The sequence below is a fragment of the Brooklawnia cerclae genome, from assembly GCF_011758645.1.
Lineage (GTDB): Bacteria > Actinomycetota > Actinomycetes > Propionibacteriales > Propionibacteriaceae > Brooklawnia > Brooklawnia cerclae.
Window position 1 is genome coordinate 64,268 of sequence record NZ_JAAMOZ010000004.1, and the last position, 18,450, is coordinate 82,717.

The following is an 18,450-nucleotide window of genomic DNA, read 5'->3' on the forward strand; positions in this document are numbered from 1 at the left end:
TCCCTGAGCCTGTCGAAGGGACGCGGTCGTTTCGACAGGCTCAACGGACGGCCCGACAAGCGCGATCCTTGCCGGTCGGCGCGCAAAAACGAGCGTTCGCCGGTGGAGTTGTTGGAGTAGTTCTGGGCGTTAGTGGCAATCTAGTGGCATGCACATCCTCGTGGTTGACGACGACCAGGCCGTCCGCGACTCGTTGGCCCGCTCACTGCAGTACGGCAGCGGCTACGAGGTCACCACCGCAGAGGATGGGCTGGAGGCGCTTGCCAAGCTGTCGTCCATGCGTCCCGACGCGGTGATCATGGACGTGATGATGCCGCGCCTGGACGGGTTGGAGACGACCCGCATGCTGCGATCCACGGGCAACGACGTGCCGATCCTGATCCTGACCGCCCGCGACGCCGTCGGCGATCGCGTGGACGGCCTCGACGCTGGGGCGGACGACTACATGGTCAAGCCGTTCGCGCTGGACGAGCTCACCGCCAGGCTGCGGGCCCTGACGCGGAGGGCGCGTCCCGACCACGAGGAGGCCAGCGAGACCCTCGTCTTCGACGACCTCATGATGGACACGGCGACTCGCGAGGTCACGCGGCGAGGACGACGCATCAGCCTCACGCGCACCGAGTTCGCTCTGCTCCAGACGTTCATGGAACACCCCCGTCACGTGCTCGAACGCAGCTGGCTGCTCAACGAGGTCTGGGGTTTCGACTTCCCGACCACGGCGAACTCCCTCGAGGTGTACATCGGCTATCTGCGCCGCAAGACCGAGCAGGAGAACGAGTCCCGGCTGATCCACACGGTGCGCGGAATCGGCTACGTCCTGCGTGAAACGCCCCCGTGATCCGCATCCGTGACATCGTTCGACGGTGGCGCGAGCGTTCCCACTCCTTGCAGGGAAGGCTCGCTCGCATCACCGCGACCGGGGTCGCCCTGGCTGTGCTCGTCATCGGCGTGGGCACCTACTTCACTGCCCAGCAGAGCCTCTACCACCAGCTCGACCAGGAACTCGTCGAGGTCGCCAGTCACGCGTCCGGCCCGATCAGCACCGACGTCGAGGGCATGGGCGGGCTGAACGCGTCCGCGTTGCAGTCGGCCAACGTGACCCTCATCCTGCTGCGTGCCGACGGGACGGTTCGTCGCGTCCAGAGCATGCCTGCCACCATCACCCCCGGCCCTGAGGAACTCGCGATCGCCCGCACCCAGCAGGGCAGCTCGGTTCGATCGGTGGTCGGGCAGGACGACGGAGTCCTGTACCGCGTGGTGGCCGTGCCCCTGCAGACGGAGTCGGGCAACTACGCCATGGTGCTGGCCCGGCCGTTGGATCCCACCCGCACGACCCTGAGCGAGATCCGCAATGTCGTAACGATCATGGGTGTCGTGCTCATCGCGCTGGCCGGGCTCATGGGCTTCTACTCGGGACGGCAGCTCACCCGTCCGCTCAAGGAGCTGTCGGGCGCGGTCAAACGTGTCACGGAGACCGACGAGCTCATACCGATCGGTGCCTACACCGAGGACGAGTTGGGCGAACTCTCCCGCAGCTTCGACACGATGATGCACTCGCTGGCGAGCTCCCGCGATCGGCAGCGCAGGCTCATCGCGGACGCCGGTCACGAACTGCGGACGCCGCTGACCTCCATGCGCACCAACGTCGAGTTGCTCGTGGCGGACGAGAAGACCGGCATGCTCCCACCGGGGGCACGCGCCGAGATCCTGACCGACGTGGCCGCGCAACTGGGCGAGTTCACCTCACTGGTCGGCGACCTCGTCCAGCTCAGCCGCGACGACGTGGTGACGCCCAACCCCGAGCCCCTGAACTTCGCCACCGTGGTCGCCTCGGCCGTCGAACGGGCCAAGCGCCGCGGGCCGTCGTTGGGGTTCGACGTCGAGTTGGAGCCGCTGTTCATCATCGGCGAGCCCGACACCCTGGAGCGGGCGGTCACGAACCTGCTGGACAACGCGGTGAAGTTCTCCCCCGAGCACGGGACGATCCACGTGCGGTTGGCGGGCGAGGAACTGAGGATCTGGGACGAGGGCCCCGGAGTCGCCGAGGAGGACCTCGACAAGATCTTCGACCGCTTCTACCGCTCGAACAAGGCCCGGAACACCCCCGGCACGGGGCTGGGTCTGTCGATCGTCGCCCACACGATGAACGCACACGGCGGAACCGTCGCCGCGGGCAACCAACCGGGGGCGGGCGCGTTGTTCACAGTCCGCCTGCCGGCCGCACCCCCCGAGGAGTTGGCCGAATACGACGACTGAGCAGTCGTCGTCCCCACCCTGTGTGTATTTGCGACGGTTTTCCCACAAAGTTGTCCACAGGCTGGGGATTACTTACACGCGTGTGATTCGGTCGCTGTGCACCGGCGTCGCGGAACCGCCAATTGGTCTCCCGGGCACGTCCGGACGCGGTTGCCTAGGCTGGCCGGGGACAGGCGACGGCAGACGAGGGGAAGGCCCATGACAGGTTCGGCGTCCGATCGGCCGGCCACACACGCACCACTGGCGGACCCGGATCTGATCGAGAAGTCGGACGCCGTCTGCCGGATGGGCTCGATGATGCTGACCTCCGGCACGGGTTCGTACCGGGTCAAGCAGGCCATGGGACGCGTCGCCGCAGCCCTGGGCATCGAGGAACTCGAGGCACAGGTCAGCCTCACCGAGATCGTGGCGACGACGCGGGCGCGGGGAGGGTTCCGCACACAGGTCGTCGAGGTTCCCGTACCCACGGTGGACGCCGACCGGATCCGCCGACTGCTCCGGGTGTCGTTGCGGGCGACTCCGGGGCTCACCGCGGCCGAGTTGCAGGATCAGCTGGACGAGGTCGAGGCCGCCCGTCCACTCTTCCCGGGTGGCGTCGTGGTGGTCGGCGCGGCCATCGCCTGCGCCAGTTTCGCGTTCCTCAACAACGGTGGCTGGCTGGAGTGTCTCGCCGCGGGGTTCGCCGCCGCGAGCGGCAAGTTGTGCCAGCTGGCGGTGCGCCGGTTCAAGCTCAACCAACTCGTCATGGTGGCATTGGCCGCCATCGTCGCCTGCGTCGTCTACGTGGCGGTCGCCGGACTCGTCCACATGCTCGTGCCCGGCCTCGCAGCCACCCTGCACGAGGCCGCGTTCACCTCGGCGGTCCTGTTCCTCGTGCCCGGCTTTCCCTTGATGACCGCGGCTCTCGACCTGGCGCGGTTCGACTTCACGTCCGGGATCTCGCGGCTGATGTACGTGTCGATGATCACGCTGGCCGCGTCGTTGGGAGCGTGGGTGATCGCGCTGGCGTTCGGGCTGTCGCCCGCGGAGGCACCGGTGCCCGACCTGCCCGCCTGGCTCCTGCTCGCACTGCGGGTGGCCACCAGCTTCGTCGGCGTCCTCGGCTTCGCGCTCACCTTCAACACGCCGCTGCGCCCGGCCCTGGTCGCCGCCGCGATCGGCGCGGCCGCGAACGCCGCTCGGCTCACCGTCCTCGACGGAGGCGCCAACCCACTGCTGTGTGCCGCGGCCGCCACCCTGGCGGTGGGTCTGCTGGCGGGCTGGGCGAGCCAGCGCATCCTCGCGCCGCGCATCATCCTCTCGGTGCCCGCGGTGCTGATCATGATCCCGGGTGCCACCACCTATCGAGCCCTGGTCGCCATGATCGGACGAGACGGCGACGCGGCCACGACGAACGCGATCGCCAGCCTCTCCGTGGTCGTCTCGCTGGCCGCCGGGCTCGCCGTCGCCCGGATGCTCACCGATCCGGCCTGGACCACCAACAACCCCACGTGGACGAGGCTGCCGAGGACTCACGCTCAGCAGGTCCTGAGCTCGCCACCGTCGGACGCCGACTGAACCCGGAACCTGGCTGCGTCCGGACGCGGGCTGAGCCCAGGACGACGGGCCTGACCCAGAACACTGGCTGAGTCCAGAACAGCAGACCTAACCCAGAACGCTGGCTGAGCTTGTCGAAGCCAGTCCCTTCGACAGGCTCAGGGAACAGATCGTCACCCTTCGACAAGCCCGGGGAACAGATCGTCACCCTTCGACAAGCTCAGGGAACAGATCGTCACCCTTCGACAGGCTCAGGGAACAGCAATCGTCGCTCAAGGAACAGCGATCGTCGCTCAGGGAACAGCGATCGTCGCCCTCCGACAGGTTCGGGGATCGGGATCACACACCGCTCAGCGGTAGCGCGAGAGGCGGCGTATCGTCCCCGTCGCCGGAAGGCCGGTGGCCGGGCTCACCGCCTGCTCGAGGCGCGTGCGCACGGCGAGGGTGTCGAGATGCATGCCGATGGCCACCAGCGCCCCTGCCCCGTCGGCGACTCGATCAGTAGTGACGTGCGCCTGCCGGCCCACCAGGTCGAGTACCCGCCCACGCGGGCCGTTCGCCGTCCGGACGAGCACCCGGCCCTTGAGCCGGTAGACCCCCTCGGGCGGATCGTCGAGCAGGTCGGCGAGGCGTCCGGCATCGACCGGTGCCCGAACCGGAACCGTCACCGCATCGGCGTGTTCGTGGTGGACGGTCTCGTGCACATGACGGGCCCACCCGGCCAGCGGGAGTTCGTCGGCGGGATCCGCCGTATCGGCGACGTCGAGGACGAGGGCGGGGTCGAGCCTGCCGCGGTCGGTCTCGACGATGCAGACGCCGGGGTTGCGCTCTCGTACCCGTGCCGTGATCCGCGCGATCGTGGAGGCGCGCGTCCCCGGCGGGAGCCGGTCGACCTCGTTGATGACGACGAGGGACGCTGCCGCGAACCGGACCGGCGGCATGGGGCCGTCGTCGTCCACGGTCCCGAGGTATGCCGCCGCGTCCACCACGTCGATCAGGCCGCCGGGACGCGCGGTCGCCGCATCGCAGGTGCGGATGATCCCGGCCAGCGCGGCCGGTTCGGCCACACCACTCGCCTCGACGAGCACGGCATCGAGGCGCAGGCGTGGGTTCGTCAGCCTGCCGAGGGCATCGTCGAGCCCTCCTGCGTCCGGCATGCAGCACAGACAGCCGCCCGCGATCGACGCGGGTTCGTCCACCTGCCCCCTGACCAGCGCGGCGTCGATGTTGATCGTCCCGAAGTCGTTGACCACGACGCCGATGCGCGCACCCGGGGTCTGGAGCAGGTGATTGAGCACCGTGGTCTTGCCCGCCCCCAGGTATCCCGTGAGTGCGATGACGGGCACCTGCCTCTTCCCCATCACGAGCCTCCGAGCCGACTATCGACACCAATTCTCATTTGATCGACTCTATCCCGCCGCCCCGATCATCCGGCCGGCGAATCACCCGGACGAAGCGGTCCCCGGGCCGGCCACAACGCGACCGCCGTGTCATGGGCATACTGGCGGACGACACGGTCGCGCGCAGCGAAGAACATCTCGACCAGGCCCACGACGAGGCAGTACTGACCGGCCTGCAGGACGTAGAAGGGCACCACCTGATCGACGACCGAGAGCGCCACCACGCCGAACAACAGCGAGGCCACGGCGCTCACGAACAGGAGGACGCCCCTCGGCCACCGCCTCGGCGAGCGCCTCAGCGCCCCCAGCGCCCGCTTGCCGCTCGACCAGGCGTTGCCCAGAAAGGCGACCCCGATGAGAAGGTTCATCGGGGTGACGAACGCCTGAATCTGGATGAGGACCACGAGCGCCGCGACCGTCACCACGCCGGCAGCGACGGCCTTCGGTCTGCTCATCCGATGTCTCTCCTTGTACTTCATGAAATAGCGCGCAAGGCGGAAGACGATCGCGCCACAGATCACGAGCACCGCCAGCGACCCGAGCAACTGAATGGCCAACTGGGGGACGACGATGAAGAACAGTCCTGTCGCAACCATGAGCAGCGACCGGGCAGCGGCATGCTGCCGGATCAGGGCCGGATAGTCGACCCCGACCACGGCCCGCAGAGCCGACCGCGCACCCGCCGTGACGGTTCGCCTGGTCCTGCCACGCGAACGCGCCAGCGCGAACAGCACGGACTCGAAGCTGCCGCCGTCCCAACGAGGAATGTCGGTGATCAGGGTGGCTCCGCCGGCTGTCAGGGCCCCGAAGAATGCCTCGGTGAAGTCGCGGCGGTCGTCATCGGTGGCGTCTTCGAGGAGGGAGTCGAAGGCCCGGTTCAGTAGCCCGGCCTGGGCGGCGATCCCGGGCGCGTCGACGAGGTCGGTTCCCTCGACCTGCCAGGTCATGAGACTGTGCTGGACCAGACCGCGGGCGCCGCTGGCGACGACCCGGGGCGGGGCGGCATGGTTGAACAGCATCCCGACGACGGCGAACTCCGGCACGATCCAGACGATCTTGTCCTGAAACCGCTCAACCCGCTCGCCGTCGACGATCTGCGGGCTGAGCCCGGGGCCGTCGTTGTTGTAGACGGTCGTCACGCGGTGGTGGAGATGATCGGGAAGCCCCATGGCCGCGTAGAGCGCCAGGTTGCCCCCCTTTGAATGGCCGCCGACGCGAACAGGGCCCGTTTCGCCGGCGAGGCGAGCGCGTAGATAGTCGCGGGCGGCGGCCTGCGCCGGGACCGTCTGGAAACTCATGGTGAAGTCCTCGCGCCAGCCGAGGATGGTGTTGTCGGTGCCGCGGAAGGCGACGTAGGCCGAGCCGTCGTCCAGGCGGACGGTCAGGGCGGCGAACTGCATTCCGGAGTCCGGATCGATCGCGTCCACGTAGTCCGACGCCACCGCCGTCCCGAATCGGGCGGAATCACCCAGGTCGAGCAGCAGACTCGGATCGGTCACGGTGAGCCGACGTTGGTCGAGGCCACTCGGGGCTCGGCGCCACAGGGCCGAGGCCGCCGCCAGCGTGATCGATCCTTCCCCGGGTCCGGGCACGATGCCGTCCAGATCGAGGTACGACAGCGCGGACAAGACGAGGTTGTCGACCGTGTTGAACTCCCGTTCGGCCAGCGTGAAGTCGCCACGCCAGCGCACGTAGTCCTGCAGGTTGGCCATGCGTCACCACATCCCGCCCTGTCAGACGGCCAGCAGCCGGGCAGCGCGCTCGCCGGTGACGTAAACCGCCTCGTACTCACGGTCGATCTGTGGAGCCACCTGAGCGGTCTTGTCGGCCTTGACGCGTCCATGGGCCAAGAACCCCGCGGCCCACCCCGCCAGACCGACGAGGCCGAGCGGAACACCCAGCCCCCACGCACCTGCCGAGATCGCGAACACGGCACCGGCCAGGAAGGCCGATCCGATGATCCCCAGGCCCAGGGCGACTGCCATGGGAATGGCCGCCTTCGACTGCTCCAGGGTGGCGATGTTGCTCAGCGCGTGCTCGCAGGCCCGCTGCTGTTCCATGAGCTCACCGCGGTTCGCGATGCGGCGGTCGCGCCTGAGCCTCAGGACGACACGGGACGCGAGGGGCGGCTGGGCGCCGTACCCCTCGAAGACCCAACCGAAGTTGTGATAGGCGTCCCGGTACAGGGGCTCGAGTTCGCGGTCGACCTGGACGTCCACGTATTCGTAGGCGACGTACCCGGTACTGGCTGTGGTGGTCATGATCTTCTCCTCGTGATGCCCACCGCCATCCGGCGGGCGACGGCTGTGGTACGGCCCGGCGATCCGATTCCGGGGCGATCGCGCCCCTCACGGTCATCGTCCTGCCGCCCTGTCTCGATCCTCGCGCCGACGCCTTCGGGACGAATCGTCCGCGCGAACGGATCTGCCCTACTGCGACAGCAGTAGGCGGCTCGCACCGTGGATCCGGGTTCCCCTGGCACGTCCCCAGGCCTCCCGCGGGCGCCGTGTGATCCACGCGGGCCGGGTGTCTTCCCGCGGGTGATATATCGTCCGCGGGAAGACACAGGACCTGCCGGAGATCAGGCGGCCCGCCGGAGAGCCGCGCCGGAGAGCCGCGCCGGGCCGCGGTCTACCCGGCACGGCAGACCGTTCGCCGGCTCAGACCCGCACGGGTTCCCCGACGGTCAGGGCTTCCGGGGTGTCCCGTGCGGGACGCGAGCGCCCGGGGAGGGCCAGTGCGAGGAGGGCCGCCACGATCGCCACCGCACAGCCGAGCAGCAGGGCGAGGTGGAACCCGCCGAGCGACGGAGCAGCGAACCCCTCCACCTGCGTGGCGTTCGCCGCCAGCACGGCGCCGATCACCGCCCCGGCGGTGCTGGTGCCGACGGCCCGCGCGAGAGTGTTGAACCCGTTCGCGGACGCCGTCTCCGTGGGCGCGACGGCGTCCATGATGATCAGGGGAATCGCCGCGTAGGCCATGCCGAGCCCGATGTTGCAGCTCATGACCACCACCATCAGGCCCAGGGTGGAGCCCATCAGCCAGATCGTGGACGCGAACCCCGCGGCGATGATGCCGGCCCCGAGGGCGAGCGTGGTCTTCGCGCCGTGCCGAGCCGACAGTCGCGCGCTGAGGGGTGAGAAGACCAGCATGGACAATCCGCCGGGGGCGAGCCACAGCGCCATGGCCAGCATCGACTGGCCGAGCCCGTACCCGGTCTCGGCCGGCAGCTGCAGGATCTGGGGAACGACGTACGACAGCGGGTAGGTGCTGAAGGAGATCAGCACGGACGCGATGGTGGTGAGCGCCATCCGCCGATCACGCAGGCTGCGCAGGTTGACCAGGGGGTCGCTCACCCGCAACTGCCGGTGCACCCACGTGCCGAGCAGCAGCACCGCGCCGGCTGCCAGGCCGAGAGCTGACGGTGACGTCCACCCCCAGACCGAGCCCTTCGAGACCACCATCAGCAGGCACACGAGGCCGGACGACAGCAACAGGGCCCCGGGAGCATCGAAGCGAGCTCGGCCGGTCGGCCTCGTACCGCCGGGCACGAGCCGCCACACCAGCAGCAACGCGACGCATGCGAGACCGGCGAACGTCCAGAACATCACCCGCCAGCTCGTGGTCTGCCCCACGATCGCGGCGAACGGGAGGCCGAGTGCACCGCCGATACCCATGGACGCGCTCATCATCGCCACCGCCGAGCCGACGCGTTGCGGCGGGACGGCCTCACGAAGCAGGCTGATGCCCAGCGGGACCACGCCCATTCCGAACCCCTGGAGGCCGCGTCCGACGATCATCGGCGCCAGCGAACCCGACAGTGCGCACACCGCCGACCCCACGATGAGTGGGACGAGGCTGGCCATCACGACCGGACGCTTGCCCAGCATGTCGCCGAGACGTCCGGCGATGGGCACCGTGACCGCCGAGGTGAGCAGGGTCGCGGTCACCACCCACGAGGTGTTCGCGGGCGAGGCACCCAGGATGGTCGGCAGTTGGCCGATCAACGGCACCACGAGGGTCTGGATCCCAGTGGCGATGACGCCCGTCATGGCGAGGATCGCCACGACGAGGCCGGGCGGCCGCCTGCGTGTTTCGGTGGTGGATGACATGCGGAGGTTCCTCTCGGTGGGTGGACGGTGGCCCGGACAGGGTCGATTGCCCTTTCCAGTCCATCGTCGCCATCGGCGCGCCTGCGCAAATCGTCCGGCCGGAGCGATCGCATACGGCATCGGCAGTAGTCCAGCGTTGTCCGAACGGACGATTCCCGAGCGGGACGAAGTCGGGAGACTGAACATGCCATCCAGACAGCCACCGAGGAGAACCAGCATGCCCCGCCGCATCCGCACCCGACACCCGGAGGAGGACGCGCAGGGACCGCTGGACCCGCACCCCGCACCCGGCTCGGTGCTGGAACCCGTCAGCCCGAGGCTCCCCCGGTTGGAACTGGCGGTCGCCCGCCTGCTGCCCGCGCGCGTCCAAGGCCGCTGGCTGAACCGCACCGAGCGCAACGTCACCTTCGCCCGGGTATCGATCGTGACGAGCCTGCTGATGGCGGTCTGGAAGATCATCGTGGCCGTCGTCGCCACCGCGTCCCTGTTCTGGCTCACCAACGCGGCTTTCAGCATCGGGCTGGCGATCGTCAAGTACATCGCGGTCTCGGCCCACCAGCCGGGACGTCCTGGAAGGCCACCTCGGGCTCCCGAGGTGATCGAGCGGCGCCAGCACATCATGTATCGCGCGACGGGCGCGGGGATCATCGTCCTCGCGGTCGTCTACATCGCCGGCTGCCTCACGATGGTGCTCAACGGCGGGCAGGTGGAGAGGTACGACGACGTCGCCGGCATCACGATCGCGGCCGTCACCTTCACAGAGCTCGGGATGGCCCTGTACGGGGTGTTCGCGGCGCGGCGCGACAGCGACCTGGTGGTCGAGATGATCAAGCTGAGCAACCTCGCGGGCGCCTTCGTCCTGTTGGTCCTCACCCAGTCCGCCCTGCTGTCGTTCTCCTACAGCGAGTCGACTCCCCAGTACACGGGGCTGGGCGGCATCGCCTTCGGAGTCCTGGCCGGCGCGATCGGCGTTTACATGCTGACGAGGCGCTTGCCGACCGCGACGCGACTGCCGGAACTCACACGGTGACGACCGCGACCGGCGGGACGACGCTCACATGCAACAGCGTGGAAGATCGTGGTTCGACTACGCACCACAATCTTCCACGCTGTTCTCGTGGGCCCTCAGGCGAAGGTGGCGGAGGCTTCGTCCAGCCTCGCGACCTCGTCCGCGGTGAGCTGCAGCGCCGCCGCGGCGGTCAGCGCGGGCACCTGGTCGGCACGGCTCGCGGACGCGATCGGGGCGGTGACCCCCTTGGCGAGCAGCCACGCCAGCGAGACGGACGTCGGCTGCGCACCATGGGCGTCCGCGATCGCCACGAGCGCGTCGATCACCCGCAACCCGTCGGCGTTGAGGTACTGCCCCGCACCCTGGCCACGCTGCTTACCCGCAAGATCCTCCTGGGTACGGTATTTGCCGGTGAGGAAGCCCGAAGCCAGCGAGTAGTAGGGGAAGACCGCAGCGTCGAACCGCTCGGCGATCGGCCGATACGTCTGCTCGTAGGGCCCGCGGTGCACGAGGTTGTAGTGCGGCTGGATGGCCGAGGGCACGGCAAGGCCTTCGGACGATGCGAACTCGAACCACGCCCGCATTCGTTCGGGGGTGAAGTTCGACAGGCCGATGGCGCGGATCTTCCCCGCCTTGACGAAACCGTCGTAGGTCGTGGCCATGTCCTCCACGGTCTGCGACTCGTCGTCGTAATGGGCGTAGTAGACGTCCACATGGTCGGTCTGCAGGCGTGTGAGGGACGCGTCCAGCGCGGTGGTCACGGTGGCGCGGGCCTGGCCCTTGAGCTGGGGATGTGCGCCCGCCTTGGTGGCGATGACCACGCCGTCCCGATTGCCGCGCCGCGCCAGCCACTCACCGATGATCGTCTCGGACTCCCCGCCCTTGTTGCCGGGCACCCATGCGGAATAGCTGTCCGCGGTGTCGACGAAGTTGCCACCCTGGGCGACGAAGGTGTCCAGCACCTCGAACGAGGTGTCACGGTCCGACGTCCACCCGAACGTGTTGCCGCCGAGGTTGAGGGGAAAGACGTCGAGCTCAGTACGCGGAATTCGTGTCATGAGGTTCCTCCTTGTGAACCGATCCGACTATCCGGGGATCGAGCTTACTCAGTCCTCCGCCCGCCGGGGCCTGGTCAGGAGCACGGCCCCGGCGATGTGGCCGGGCGGGATCTCCCCGGGGGTCACGGCGTATCCCGCACGCTGGTAGAAGCGGATGTTGGCCAGGCTCCGTCCGCCTGTGTAGAGGACGAAACGGCTCACCGGCGCAGGCGCCAACGACTCGACCACCCGGATGAGCACACTGCCGATGCCCCGCCCCGCGAGGTCAGGGGCGACCATGAGGCGGCCCACCTGCCAGTCGGCGGAGTTCTCCACGCGACCGCGTCCGGCCGCGACCATCCGCCCCGCCAACCGTACGACCACCGTCGTCCACTCCGGGGCCCAGGCGGCCACCTCATCGTGGCTCTCGCGTAGCGCGGGCACGTCGAGGGTCTCGTTGACCAGGGCCTGCGGCACCCAGCAGCACCGTTGCAGGACGACGAGTTCAGCCAGGTCGTCCCCGGCGAACAGGCTCGTCACCGACCCGGGAAGCACCCTTTCGAGTGCGCCGGGCTCCGGCGCGAGCATCCGTTCATTCCGCGTCACGGTGGGCGCGCTGTGCGGGGGAATCCGCCGCATCCCCGATGATGCCCGCTGCCGACTTCGGCCACGCGAAGTAGCGCACGGCGATGTTGATCAGCGCAGAGACGCGATTGCGCCCACCAAGCAACGTGGCCAGATGTAGGACGACCCAGGTGAGCCACGCCGGCAGGCCGGTCATCTTCAACCCACCGGAGAGCTGGACGACCGCGGCATTGCGCCCGATCGTGGCCATCGTCCCCTTGTCGTGGTAGGCGAAGTCGGTCGCGGGAAGTCCGGCGTCAGCGGCGAGGATGTTGCGCGCCACCTGCTCGCCCATCTGGATCGCGGGAGACGCCAGCTGCGGCTGCGGGTCGTCCTCGCAGATCGCACAATCACCGACGGCGTAGATGTCGTCGGCACCGACGACCTGGAGGTCACGCCCCACCTTGATGCGGCCGCCCCGGCCCTGGGGAAGCCCCCAGTCGGCCACGGCCTTGTGAGCACCGACGCCGCTGGCCCACACGACGATGTCGCAGGGCAGGGTCGAACCGTCCGCGAAATCCACCCGGTCGGCATGGACCTCCTTGACGGCGGTGCTGAGCCGCACGTCGACACCACGCTTGGCGAGTTCGCGGCGGGTGTAGCGCTGCAGCTTGCGGTCGAACGGGCCGAGCAGGCGATCGGTCATCTCGACGAGCACGACGTGGAAGTTGTCGACACCGATCTCGGGATACAGGACGGGCAGGGCCTGTGTCTTCATCTCGGCGAGCGTGCCGGCCATCTCGACGCCGGTGGGGCCACCGCCGACGACGACGACGCAGAACCGGCGGTCGGGATCGGCATCGGCGGCCATCGACTCGAGGCCGGAAAAGATGATGTCACGCACCTCCAGCGACTGCCCGCGGGTGTAGATCTGGCGCGAATGCTCCTCCGCGCCCGGGACGCCGAAGAAGTTCGCGCCCACACCTGTGGCGACCACCAGCTTGTCGTAGGGGACGGGTGCGCCGCGGCTGACCAGCACCCGCTTGTTCTCCTGGTCGATGCCCGTGACGGTCGCCCGGCGGAAACTCGCAAGATGACTGGGGTTGTTGCTCGCCCAACGGCGAAGGGAGTAGGTCACGTCCCCGGGGTTGAGACCGCCGGTGGCGACCTGGTACAGCAGCGGTTGGAACGTCGTGTAGGGGTGCCGGTCGATGATGGTCACCTCATGGCCCGCCCCGGTCAGCATCCGGCCTGCGCGCAGCCCCGCGAAGCCTCCTCCGATGATCACCACGTTCGAATCGCTCATAGGTCCATTTGATCATGGCACCCCAATGGGACGCCATTGCACCCAAACGCTTGTCGCCCTTTCGACAAGCTCAAGGGCCGTCAGCCGAAACGCTCGTTGCCCTTCGACAAGCTCAAGGGCCGTCAGCCGAAACGCTCGTTGCCCTTCGACAGGCTCAGGACTCGCCCTGTCGAAACGAGCAGCGACTGCCACCCCGTTCAGTCCGAGGCGCAGGCTCCGGTCGAGACCGGGTCCGCGTAGGCGGACGCAGCGTCCAGCATGGCGCCGGTGGCCGCATCCGTGAGCGCATAGCCGGTGTCGGAGTCCACGAGCGACATCGCGAAGACCGTGCCGGCAACCCGGCCGTCCCCGGTGAGCAGTGGGCCACCCGAGTTCCCGGGACGCACGACGCCCCGGATCGCGTAGACCTGGCGCGCGATCCCCTGTTCGCCGTAGATGTTCCCGCCGTCCTCGGTGACCGTTCCCCGCAGACGCCCGGAACTCGTCTTGTAGGGGCCGCCCCAGGGATAGCCGGCAGCCACGACGTCGACGCCGGCGTCCAGGGACTCACCGGCGCGGGTGAGGGGGGACGCGGTCAGGTCGGGCACCGCCAGGATGGCCAGGTCGAGGTTCGGATCGAACGCGACGACGCTGGCCTCCAGGTCACGGCCGCTTCCCGCCACCGACAGGGTGACGCTGTCGGATCCCGCGACCACGTGCGCGTTGGTCACCACACGCTGCTGGGCGACCACCCAACCGCTTCCCGCCGAATCACTCTCGCACTTCGGGGCGCTGGTCTTGACCTGGACGACGCTTGCCGCCGCGGCCTGCACCTCGGCGCTGTCGAGCGCGTCGTCGTCGGGGGGTGAGACGGGCAGCACCGGCTCGTCACCGCCGAACACCTCCGGCAGGTTGCTCACGAGGGAATCGATGGCACGTCCCGGCACCTCGTCGAAGCGATCGGGCATCACGTCGTCGAGCGCCTTGTAGATCCGCGATCCGTCGATCGCCTGTTGTATGGGGGTCGGCGACACGGGGCGCGCGGCCATCAGTATCCCCCACGTGACCACGGCGACGACGAGGGCGGCGGCAACCCCGCCCAGAACGGCGTCCAGTCCTTTGGCCCGGTTGTCGCCACGGAAGCGACGGCCCAGGGTTCCACCGATGGTCTCACCCAGGCCGACGCCCAGGACGAAGACGAGCAGCAGGACGATGGTCCGCAACAGGCGGCTCGCGTCGAGCACGGGCAACGCAGCGGCCACACGTGGGCCGGCCCACAGGCCCGCCCACCCACCGGCGACCACCCCGACGAGGCTCAACGAGCCGACGACCAGGCCGTTGCGGACGCCGAGGATGGTGCGTCCCACGAGGACAGCCGCGATGACGATGTCCAAGACCAGCGCAGCAGTCACCAGATCGCCTCGAACCGCCAGTGCCTCAAACCGCCTGAGCCTCGGCCTCGCGTTCGTCGAGCGCGTCGAGCGCGGCACGCGACTCGTCCAGGATCAGGGAGTGCATGACCTCACGCGCGTCCTCCTCGGAGACGTCGATCGCCAGGGCGATCTCGGCCAGCAACGGAGCGGACGCCTCCTTGAGAAGATCCTTCTCGCCCAGCGACAACGAGCCGCGCTCGCGGCGGCGCACGAGATCGCGGACGACGGCCGCGAGCTGCAGCGGATCACCGGTGGCGATGCTCGCACGATTGGCCTTGTATCGACGGGACCACTGTGGTTCCTCGCCGACAGTCGGCCCGCTCAGCACCTCGGCCAGACGGTCCAGTTCCTTCACCCCCGCGACGTCGCGGATACCGATCTCACCTGCCCTGGTCACGGGAATGCTCACCATGAGCTTGCTGCTGACGACCTCGAGTTCGGCGTATTCGACCTGCTCACCACGGACTGCCCGGGTCATGACCTTCGTCACTGTCGCGGGGCCGTGATGGGGGTGAATGACGGTCTGACCAACATGGAACTTCATGAATGCCCTCGCAACGCCGTTATCGTCGCCGGTCCACTGAACGCAGGGTGATGCCCGCGCGTTCGCGTCCCGCCCATGGGGCAGTTGGGACGCAGGACCGTCCTTTTAGTCCCACAGACCGGCGATCCAAGCTTACCAGAATCAGGCAGAAGCGTCCCCGGCCATTACCATAGTCACCCGCAGCCGGAGTTTCCCAACCGCGCCGCAGTTCAGACTTCCTCGCCCGCGACGTAGCGTCCGAGCCAGACCGCATCACCCATGTTGGGCACCGCGGCGACGGCTCCGGCCTCCACCAGCGCGCCGTCCAGGGCGAGCCTGGTGACGACGGAAACGGTGATCAGGGGAGGCGATTCCGGGTCGAGGTAGGGCGCCGCCGCCTGCTGGGCGGCAGCGAGGTCGACGCCGTCGACGACCTTGATGTCGAGGCTCACGAGATCGGCCGAGCTGACCCCTGCCGCGTCCAGGCAGGCGGTGACGTTGGTCATGACCTGCTGGGTCTGAGCCACGACGTCGCCCGGTCCGACGAGCCCGCCCGACGCGTCCACCGCGTTCTGGCCGCCGATGAACACCAACGAGGCACCAGGTGCCACGAGGGTCGCCTGGGAGTAGTGGGGCGACCGGTGAAGGGTCTCGGGATTTATGCGCAGAAGCGACATGTCAGGCCTCCTCGGTGGCCAACCAGCTGGTCAGCGCCTCGACAGTGGGATGGGAGAAGGTGTAGCCGGAAGCCACCAACACCCCGGGGATCTCATTCTGGCTCGCGACCATCTCGTCCGCGAACCCGCCCAACACCAGGCGCAGGGCCCACGTCGGGACGCGCAACCGGGCCGGCCTGTTCACGGCCCGGGCGATCGCCGCGATGAGCTGGGCGTTCGTGGTCGTGGCGGGGGACGACAGGTTCACGGGCCCGGCCACCGGGTTGTCGACGAGCCAGGTGAGCGCGCCCACCTCGTCAGCCAGACTGATCCACGGCCACACCTGGGTGCCCGGGCCGATCGGGCCCGCCAGGCCCAGCCGGACGAGGGGCATCAGTTGCCCGAGCGCTCCACCTCGGCCGGTGATCACCAGCCCCGTGCGGGCCAGCGCGACACGGTTGCCGGCGTCGGACGCGTCGCGCGTCGCAGCCTCCCAGTCGAGCACCAGTTCGGGGACGAACCCCTCCCCCGGCTCGCTGTCCTCGGTGAGGGGTTCGCGCCCACGATCGCCGTAGACACCGACGGCGGACGCGTTCACGAGCGTCACCTGGCTGCCCAACTCGGCGGCGGCTCGCGCCAGCGTCCGCGTCGGGCCCAGGCGGCTCTCGACGATCTCGCGGCGGTAGGCGGCGGTCCAGCGGCGCCCGATCGGGGCTCCGCTCAGGTTGACGATCGCGTCCACCCCTTCGAGGGACGAGACGTTGAGTTCGGCCCGCCCAGGATCCCAGCCCACCTCGTCCGGCTGTACCGCGCATCGGCGCATGAGGCGGATCACCGTGTCGCCGCGGGCGCGCAGGTGCTCGGCGAGGGCGGTGCCGACCAAACCGCTGGCGCCGCTGATGGCGATCGTGGTCATGGTCCGATCGTAGGCCGACAGGCGGCCACCGGGGAGACTCCGGAACGCCTCAGCGTTGCCGCTTCTGGATGGCCGCCCACTCGTCACGCAGACCGACCGTCCGGTGGAAATGCATCGGCGCCTCGGGATCGAGCGCGAAATATCCGAGGCGTTCGAACTGGACGACCTCACCCGGCTTCGTCGTGGCCAGCGCCGCCTCCACCTTGCAGCCGTCGAGGAGCTCGCGCGATGCGGGGTTGAGGTCGTCGAGCGGCTCACCGGTCGCCTCACCGGGCAGCGCCGCGGTGAACAGCCGCTCGTAGAGCGCGACCGTCGCATCCGCCGCGTGGGGCGCCGAGACCCAGTGCATCGTCGACTTCACCTTGCGGCCGTCGGGTGCGTCCCCGCCGCTGGTCGCCGGGTCGTAGGTCGCCCGCACCTCGACGACGGTGCCGTCGGCGTCGGTGACCACGTCGGTGGCGGTCACGAAGTAGGCGCCGCGCAGGCGCACCTCACGCCCGGGGGCCAGCCGGTAGAACTTCGGCGGCGGCACCTCGGCGAAGTCCTCGCGCTCGATGAACAGGTCGCCGCTGAACGCGACCCGGCGGGTGCCGTCGTCCGGGTTCTCGGGGTTGTTCGCCACCTCGAAGTACTCGACCTCGCCGGCCGGCCAGTTGGTGATCGTCAGGCGCAGGGGATGCAGCACGGCCATCCGCCGCTGGGCGGTGCGGTTGAGGTCGCGGCGGACGTAGCTCTCGAGTTCCTCGATCGCCTGCCGGGAGTTCGTCCTCGACACGCCCATGTCGCGGCAGAAGGCGACGATCGCGGACGCGGGATAGCCGCGTTTGCGCAGGCCCGACAGCGTGGGCATGCGAGGGTCGTCCCAGCCGTCGACGGTGCCGTCGTCCACGAGCTTCTTCAGACGCCGCTTCGAGGTGACGGTGTTGGTGAGTTCCAGTCGGGCGAACTCGATCTGCCTGGGCTTGTCGTGCGGCAACGGCAGTTGCTCCAGGCACCAGTCGTACAGGGGACGATGGGCGACGAACTCCAGCGTGCACAGCGAGTGCGTGACCCCCTCGATCGCGTCCGACTGACCGTGGGCCCAGTCGTAGGTGGGGTAGATCACCCACGCGTCCTGCGTCCGGTGGTGGTGTCCCCGGCGTATGCGGTACAGCACGGGGTCGCGCAATTGCATGTTCTCGTGGTTCATGTCGATCTTCGCGCGCAGCACCCGCGAGCCGTCCGGGAACTCGCCCGCACGCATGCGGCGGAACAGATCGAGGTTCTCCTCGGGCGTCCGATCGCGATAGGGCGAGGCGATGCCTGGCTTGCCGTAGCCACCGCGCTGCGCCGAGATGGTCTCGCCGTCCTGGTCGTCCACGTACGCTTTGCCGTCGCCGATGAGGACCTCGGCCCACAGGTAGAGCTGCTCGAAGTAGTCGGACGCGTAGAAGACACCGGCCGGTTCGTATCCGAGCCAGCGCACGTCCTCGATGATCGAGTCGACGTACTCGGTGTCCTCGGTGTCGGGGTTGGTGTCGTCGAACCTCAGGTTGCACAGGCCACCGAACTCGGCCGCGATGCCGAAGTCGACGGTGATGGCCTTGGCGTGCCCGATGTGCAGGTAGCCGTTCGGCTCGGGTGGGAACCGGGTCTGGACGCGTCCCGAATAGGTGCCGGTGGCATTGTCGTGGCGGACGATGTCGCTGATGAAGTCCCCAGCCGAACTCACGGGCTCACTCAT

Annotated in this window: 16 protein-coding genes; 4 read left to right on the forward strand and 12 right to left on the reverse strand. The window is 68.8% G+C overall.

All coding sequences use genetic code 11. The features are described 5' to 3' along the window. Positions 1–148: 148 nt before the first annotated feature. The 3 genes from FB473_RS16140 to FB473_RS16150 all read left to right on the forward strand — a co-directional run bounded on the left by FB473_RS16140 (position 149) and on the right by FB473_RS16150 (position 3,813). Positions 149–838 carry a response regulator transcription factor gene (locus FB473_RS16140; protein WP_167171308.1) on the forward strand — a complete coding sequence of 230 codons (690 nt, stop codon included), beginning with the start codon at positions 149–151 and terminating at the stop codon, positions 836–838. Positions 839–852: 14 nt separating this feature from the next. Beyond that, positions 853–2,256: a sensor histidine kinase gene (locus tag FB473_RS16145; RefSeq protein WP_167171682.1), complete on the forward strand. Its 1,404-nt coding sequence runs from the start codon at positions 853–855 to the stop codon at positions 2,254–2,256. Between the two features lie 198 nt (positions 2,257–2,454). Then, the gene (locus tag FB473_RS16150) at positions 2,455–3,813 is read left to right on the forward strand and encodes a threonine/serine exporter family protein (protein ID WP_167171311.1); all 1,359 of its coding nucleotides are present in this window, start codon (positions 2,455–2,457) and stop codon (positions 3,811–3,813) included. A 329-nt stretch (positions 3,814–4,142) separates the two neighbouring features. Here the strand turns inward: FB473_RS16150 and FB473_RS16155 are convergent, their stop codons facing one another. The 4 genes from FB473_RS16155 to FB473_RS16170 all read right to left on the reverse strand — a co-directional run bounded on the left by FB473_RS16155 (position 4,143) and on the right by FB473_RS16170 (position 9,304). Continuing rightward, on the reverse strand, positions 4,143–5,153 hold the full coding sequence (locus FB473_RS16155; RefSeq protein ID WP_167171314.1) for a CobW family GTP-binding protein: 1,011 nt from the start codon (positions 5,151–5,153) through the stop codon (positions 4,143–4,145). Positions 5,154–5,218: 65 nt separating this feature from the next. Then, a complete protein-coding gene (locus tag FB473_RS16160; protein WP_167171317.1) occupies positions 5,219–6,904 on the reverse strand; it encodes an Mbeg1-like protein in 1,686 nt (561 codons plus the stop codon). Between the two features lie 21 nt (positions 6,905–6,925). Beyond that, on the reverse strand, positions 6,926–7,453 hold the full coding sequence (locus FB473_RS16165) for a hypothetical protein (RefSeq protein ID WP_167171320.1): 528 nt from the start codon (positions 7,451–7,453) through the stop codon (positions 6,926–6,928). A gap of 399 nt (positions 7,454–7,852) precedes the next feature. Then, the gene (locus FB473_RS16170) at positions 7,853–9,304 is read right to left on the reverse strand and encodes an MFS transporter (protein WP_167171324.1); all 1,452 of its coding nucleotides are present in this window, start codon (positions 9,302–9,304) and stop codon (positions 7,853–7,855) included. A 217-nt stretch (positions 9,305–9,521) separates the two neighbouring features. Here FB473_RS16170 and FB473_RS16175 point away from each other — a divergent pair, with 217 nt between their 5' ends. After that, positions 9,522–10,334, forward strand: a complete 813-nt coding sequence (locus FB473_RS16175; protein WP_167171327.1) for a hypothetical protein — start codon at positions 9,522–9,524, stop codon at positions 10,332–10,334. A gap of 95 nt (positions 10,335–10,429) precedes the next feature. On the opposite strand, the gene FB473_RS16180 is transcribed toward FB473_RS16175, so the two are convergent. The 8 genes from FB473_RS16180 to FB473_RS16215 form a co-directional block, all read right to left on the reverse strand. Continuing rightward, entirely contained in the window at positions 10,430–11,371 is a 942-nt protein-coding gene (locus FB473_RS16180; RefSeq protein WP_167171330.1) for an aldo/keto reductase, read from the reverse strand. Positions 11,372–11,419: 48 nt separating this feature from the next. Further along, a complete protein-coding gene (locus FB473_RS16185) occupies positions 11,420–11,938 on the reverse strand; it encodes a GNAT family N-acetyltransferase (protein WP_167171333.1) in 519 nt (172 codons plus the stop codon). Between the two features lie 4 nt (positions 11,939–11,942). Further along, on the reverse strand, positions 11,943–13,220 hold the full coding sequence (locus FB473_RS16190; RefSeq protein ID WP_167171336.1) for an NAD(P)/FAD-dependent oxidoreductase: 1,278 nt from the start codon (positions 13,218–13,220) through the stop codon (positions 11,943–11,945). 197 nt (positions 13,221–13,417) lie between these two features. Continuing rightward, a complete protein-coding gene (locus FB473_RS16195; RefSeq protein WP_167171340.1) occupies positions 13,418–14,611 on the reverse strand; it encodes a MarP family serine protease in 1,194 nt (397 codons plus the stop codon). A 25-nt stretch (positions 14,612–14,636) separates the two neighbouring features. Beyond that, complete coding sequence (locus FB473_RS16200; RefSeq protein ID WP_167171343.1) at positions 14,637–15,176, reverse strand: CarD family transcriptional regulator; 540 nt, start codon at positions 15,174–15,176, stop codon at positions 14,637–14,639. 209 nt (positions 15,177–15,385) lie between these two features. After that, positions 15,386–15,832: a RidA family protein gene (locus FB473_RS16205; RefSeq protein WP_167171347.1), complete on the reverse strand. Its 447-nt coding sequence runs from the start codon at positions 15,830–15,832 to the stop codon at positions 15,386–15,388. Between the two features lies 1 nt (position 15,833). Further along, positions 15,834–16,727, reverse strand: coding sequence for a TIGR01777 family oxidoreductase (locus FB473_RS16210; RefSeq protein ID WP_167171350.1), 894 nt, complete (start codon positions 16,725–16,727; stop codon positions 15,834–15,836). A 49-nt stretch (positions 16,728–16,776) separates the two neighbouring features. Continuing rightward, complete coding sequence (locus tag FB473_RS16215; RefSeq protein WP_167171353.1) at positions 16,777–18,450, reverse strand: glutamine--tRNA ligase/YqeY domain fusion protein; 1,674 nt, start codon at positions 18,448–18,450, stop codon at positions 16,777–16,779.

What these genes read in the sequence shown, in the direction of transcription:
- FB473_RS16140 (WP_167171308.1), top strand. Translation starts at nt 149, where the DNA reads ATGCACATCCTCGTGGTTGACGACGACCAGGCCGTCCGCGACTCGTTG.
- FB473_RS16150 (WP_167171311.1), top strand. Translation starts at nt 2,455, where the DNA reads ATGACAGGTTCGGCGTCCGATCGGCCGGCCACACACGCACCACTGGCG.
- FB473_RS16155 (WP_167171314.1), bottom strand. Translation starts at nt 5,153, where the DNA reads ATGGGGAAGAGGCAGGTGCCCGTCATCGCACTCACGGGATACCTGGGG.
- FB473_RS16160 (WP_167171317.1), bottom strand. Translation starts at nt 6,904, where the DNA reads ATGGCCAACCTGCAGGACTACGTGCGCTGGCGTGGCGACTTCACGCTG.
- FB473_RS16165 (WP_167171320.1), bottom strand. Translation starts at nt 7,453, where the DNA reads ATGACCACCACAGCCAGTACCGGGTACGTCGCCTACGAATACGTGGAC.
- FB473_RS16170 (WP_167171324.1), bottom strand. Translation starts at nt 9,304, where the DNA reads ATGTCATCCACCACCGAAACACGCAGGCGGCCGCCCGGCCTCGTCGTG.
- FB473_RS16175 (WP_167171327.1), top strand. Translation starts at nt 9,522, where the DNA reads ATGCCCCGCCGCATCCGCACCCGACACCCGGAGGAGGACGCGCAGGGA.
- FB473_RS16180 (WP_167171330.1), bottom strand. Translation starts at nt 11,371, where the DNA reads ATGACACGAATTCCGCGTACTGAGCTCGACGTCTTTCCCCTCAACCTC.
- FB473_RS16185 (WP_167171333.1), bottom strand. Translation starts at nt 11,938, where the DNA reads ATGCTCGCGCCGGAGCCCGGCGCACTCGAAAGGGTGCTTCCCGGGTCG.
- FB473_RS16190 (WP_167171336.1), bottom strand. Translation starts at nt 13,220, where the DNA reads ATGAGCGATTCGAACGTGGTGATCATCGGAGGAGGCTTCGCGGGGCTG.
- FB473_RS16200 (WP_167171343.1), bottom strand. Translation starts at nt 15,176, where the DNA reads ATGAAGTTCCATGTTGGTCAGACCGTCATTCACCCCCATCACGGCCCC.
- FB473_RS16205 (WP_167171347.1), bottom strand. Translation starts at nt 15,832, where the DNA reads ATGTCGCTTCTGCGCATAAATCCCGAGACCCTTCACCGGTCGCCCCAC.
- FB473_RS16210 (WP_167171350.1), bottom strand. Translation starts at nt 16,727, where the DNA reads ATGACCACGATCGCCATCAGCGGCGCCAGCGGTTTGGTCGGCACCGCC.
- FB473_RS16215 (WP_167171353.1), bottom strand. Translation starts at nt 18,450, where the DNA reads ATGAGTGAGCCCGTGAGTTCGGCTGGGGACTTCATCAGCGACATCGTC.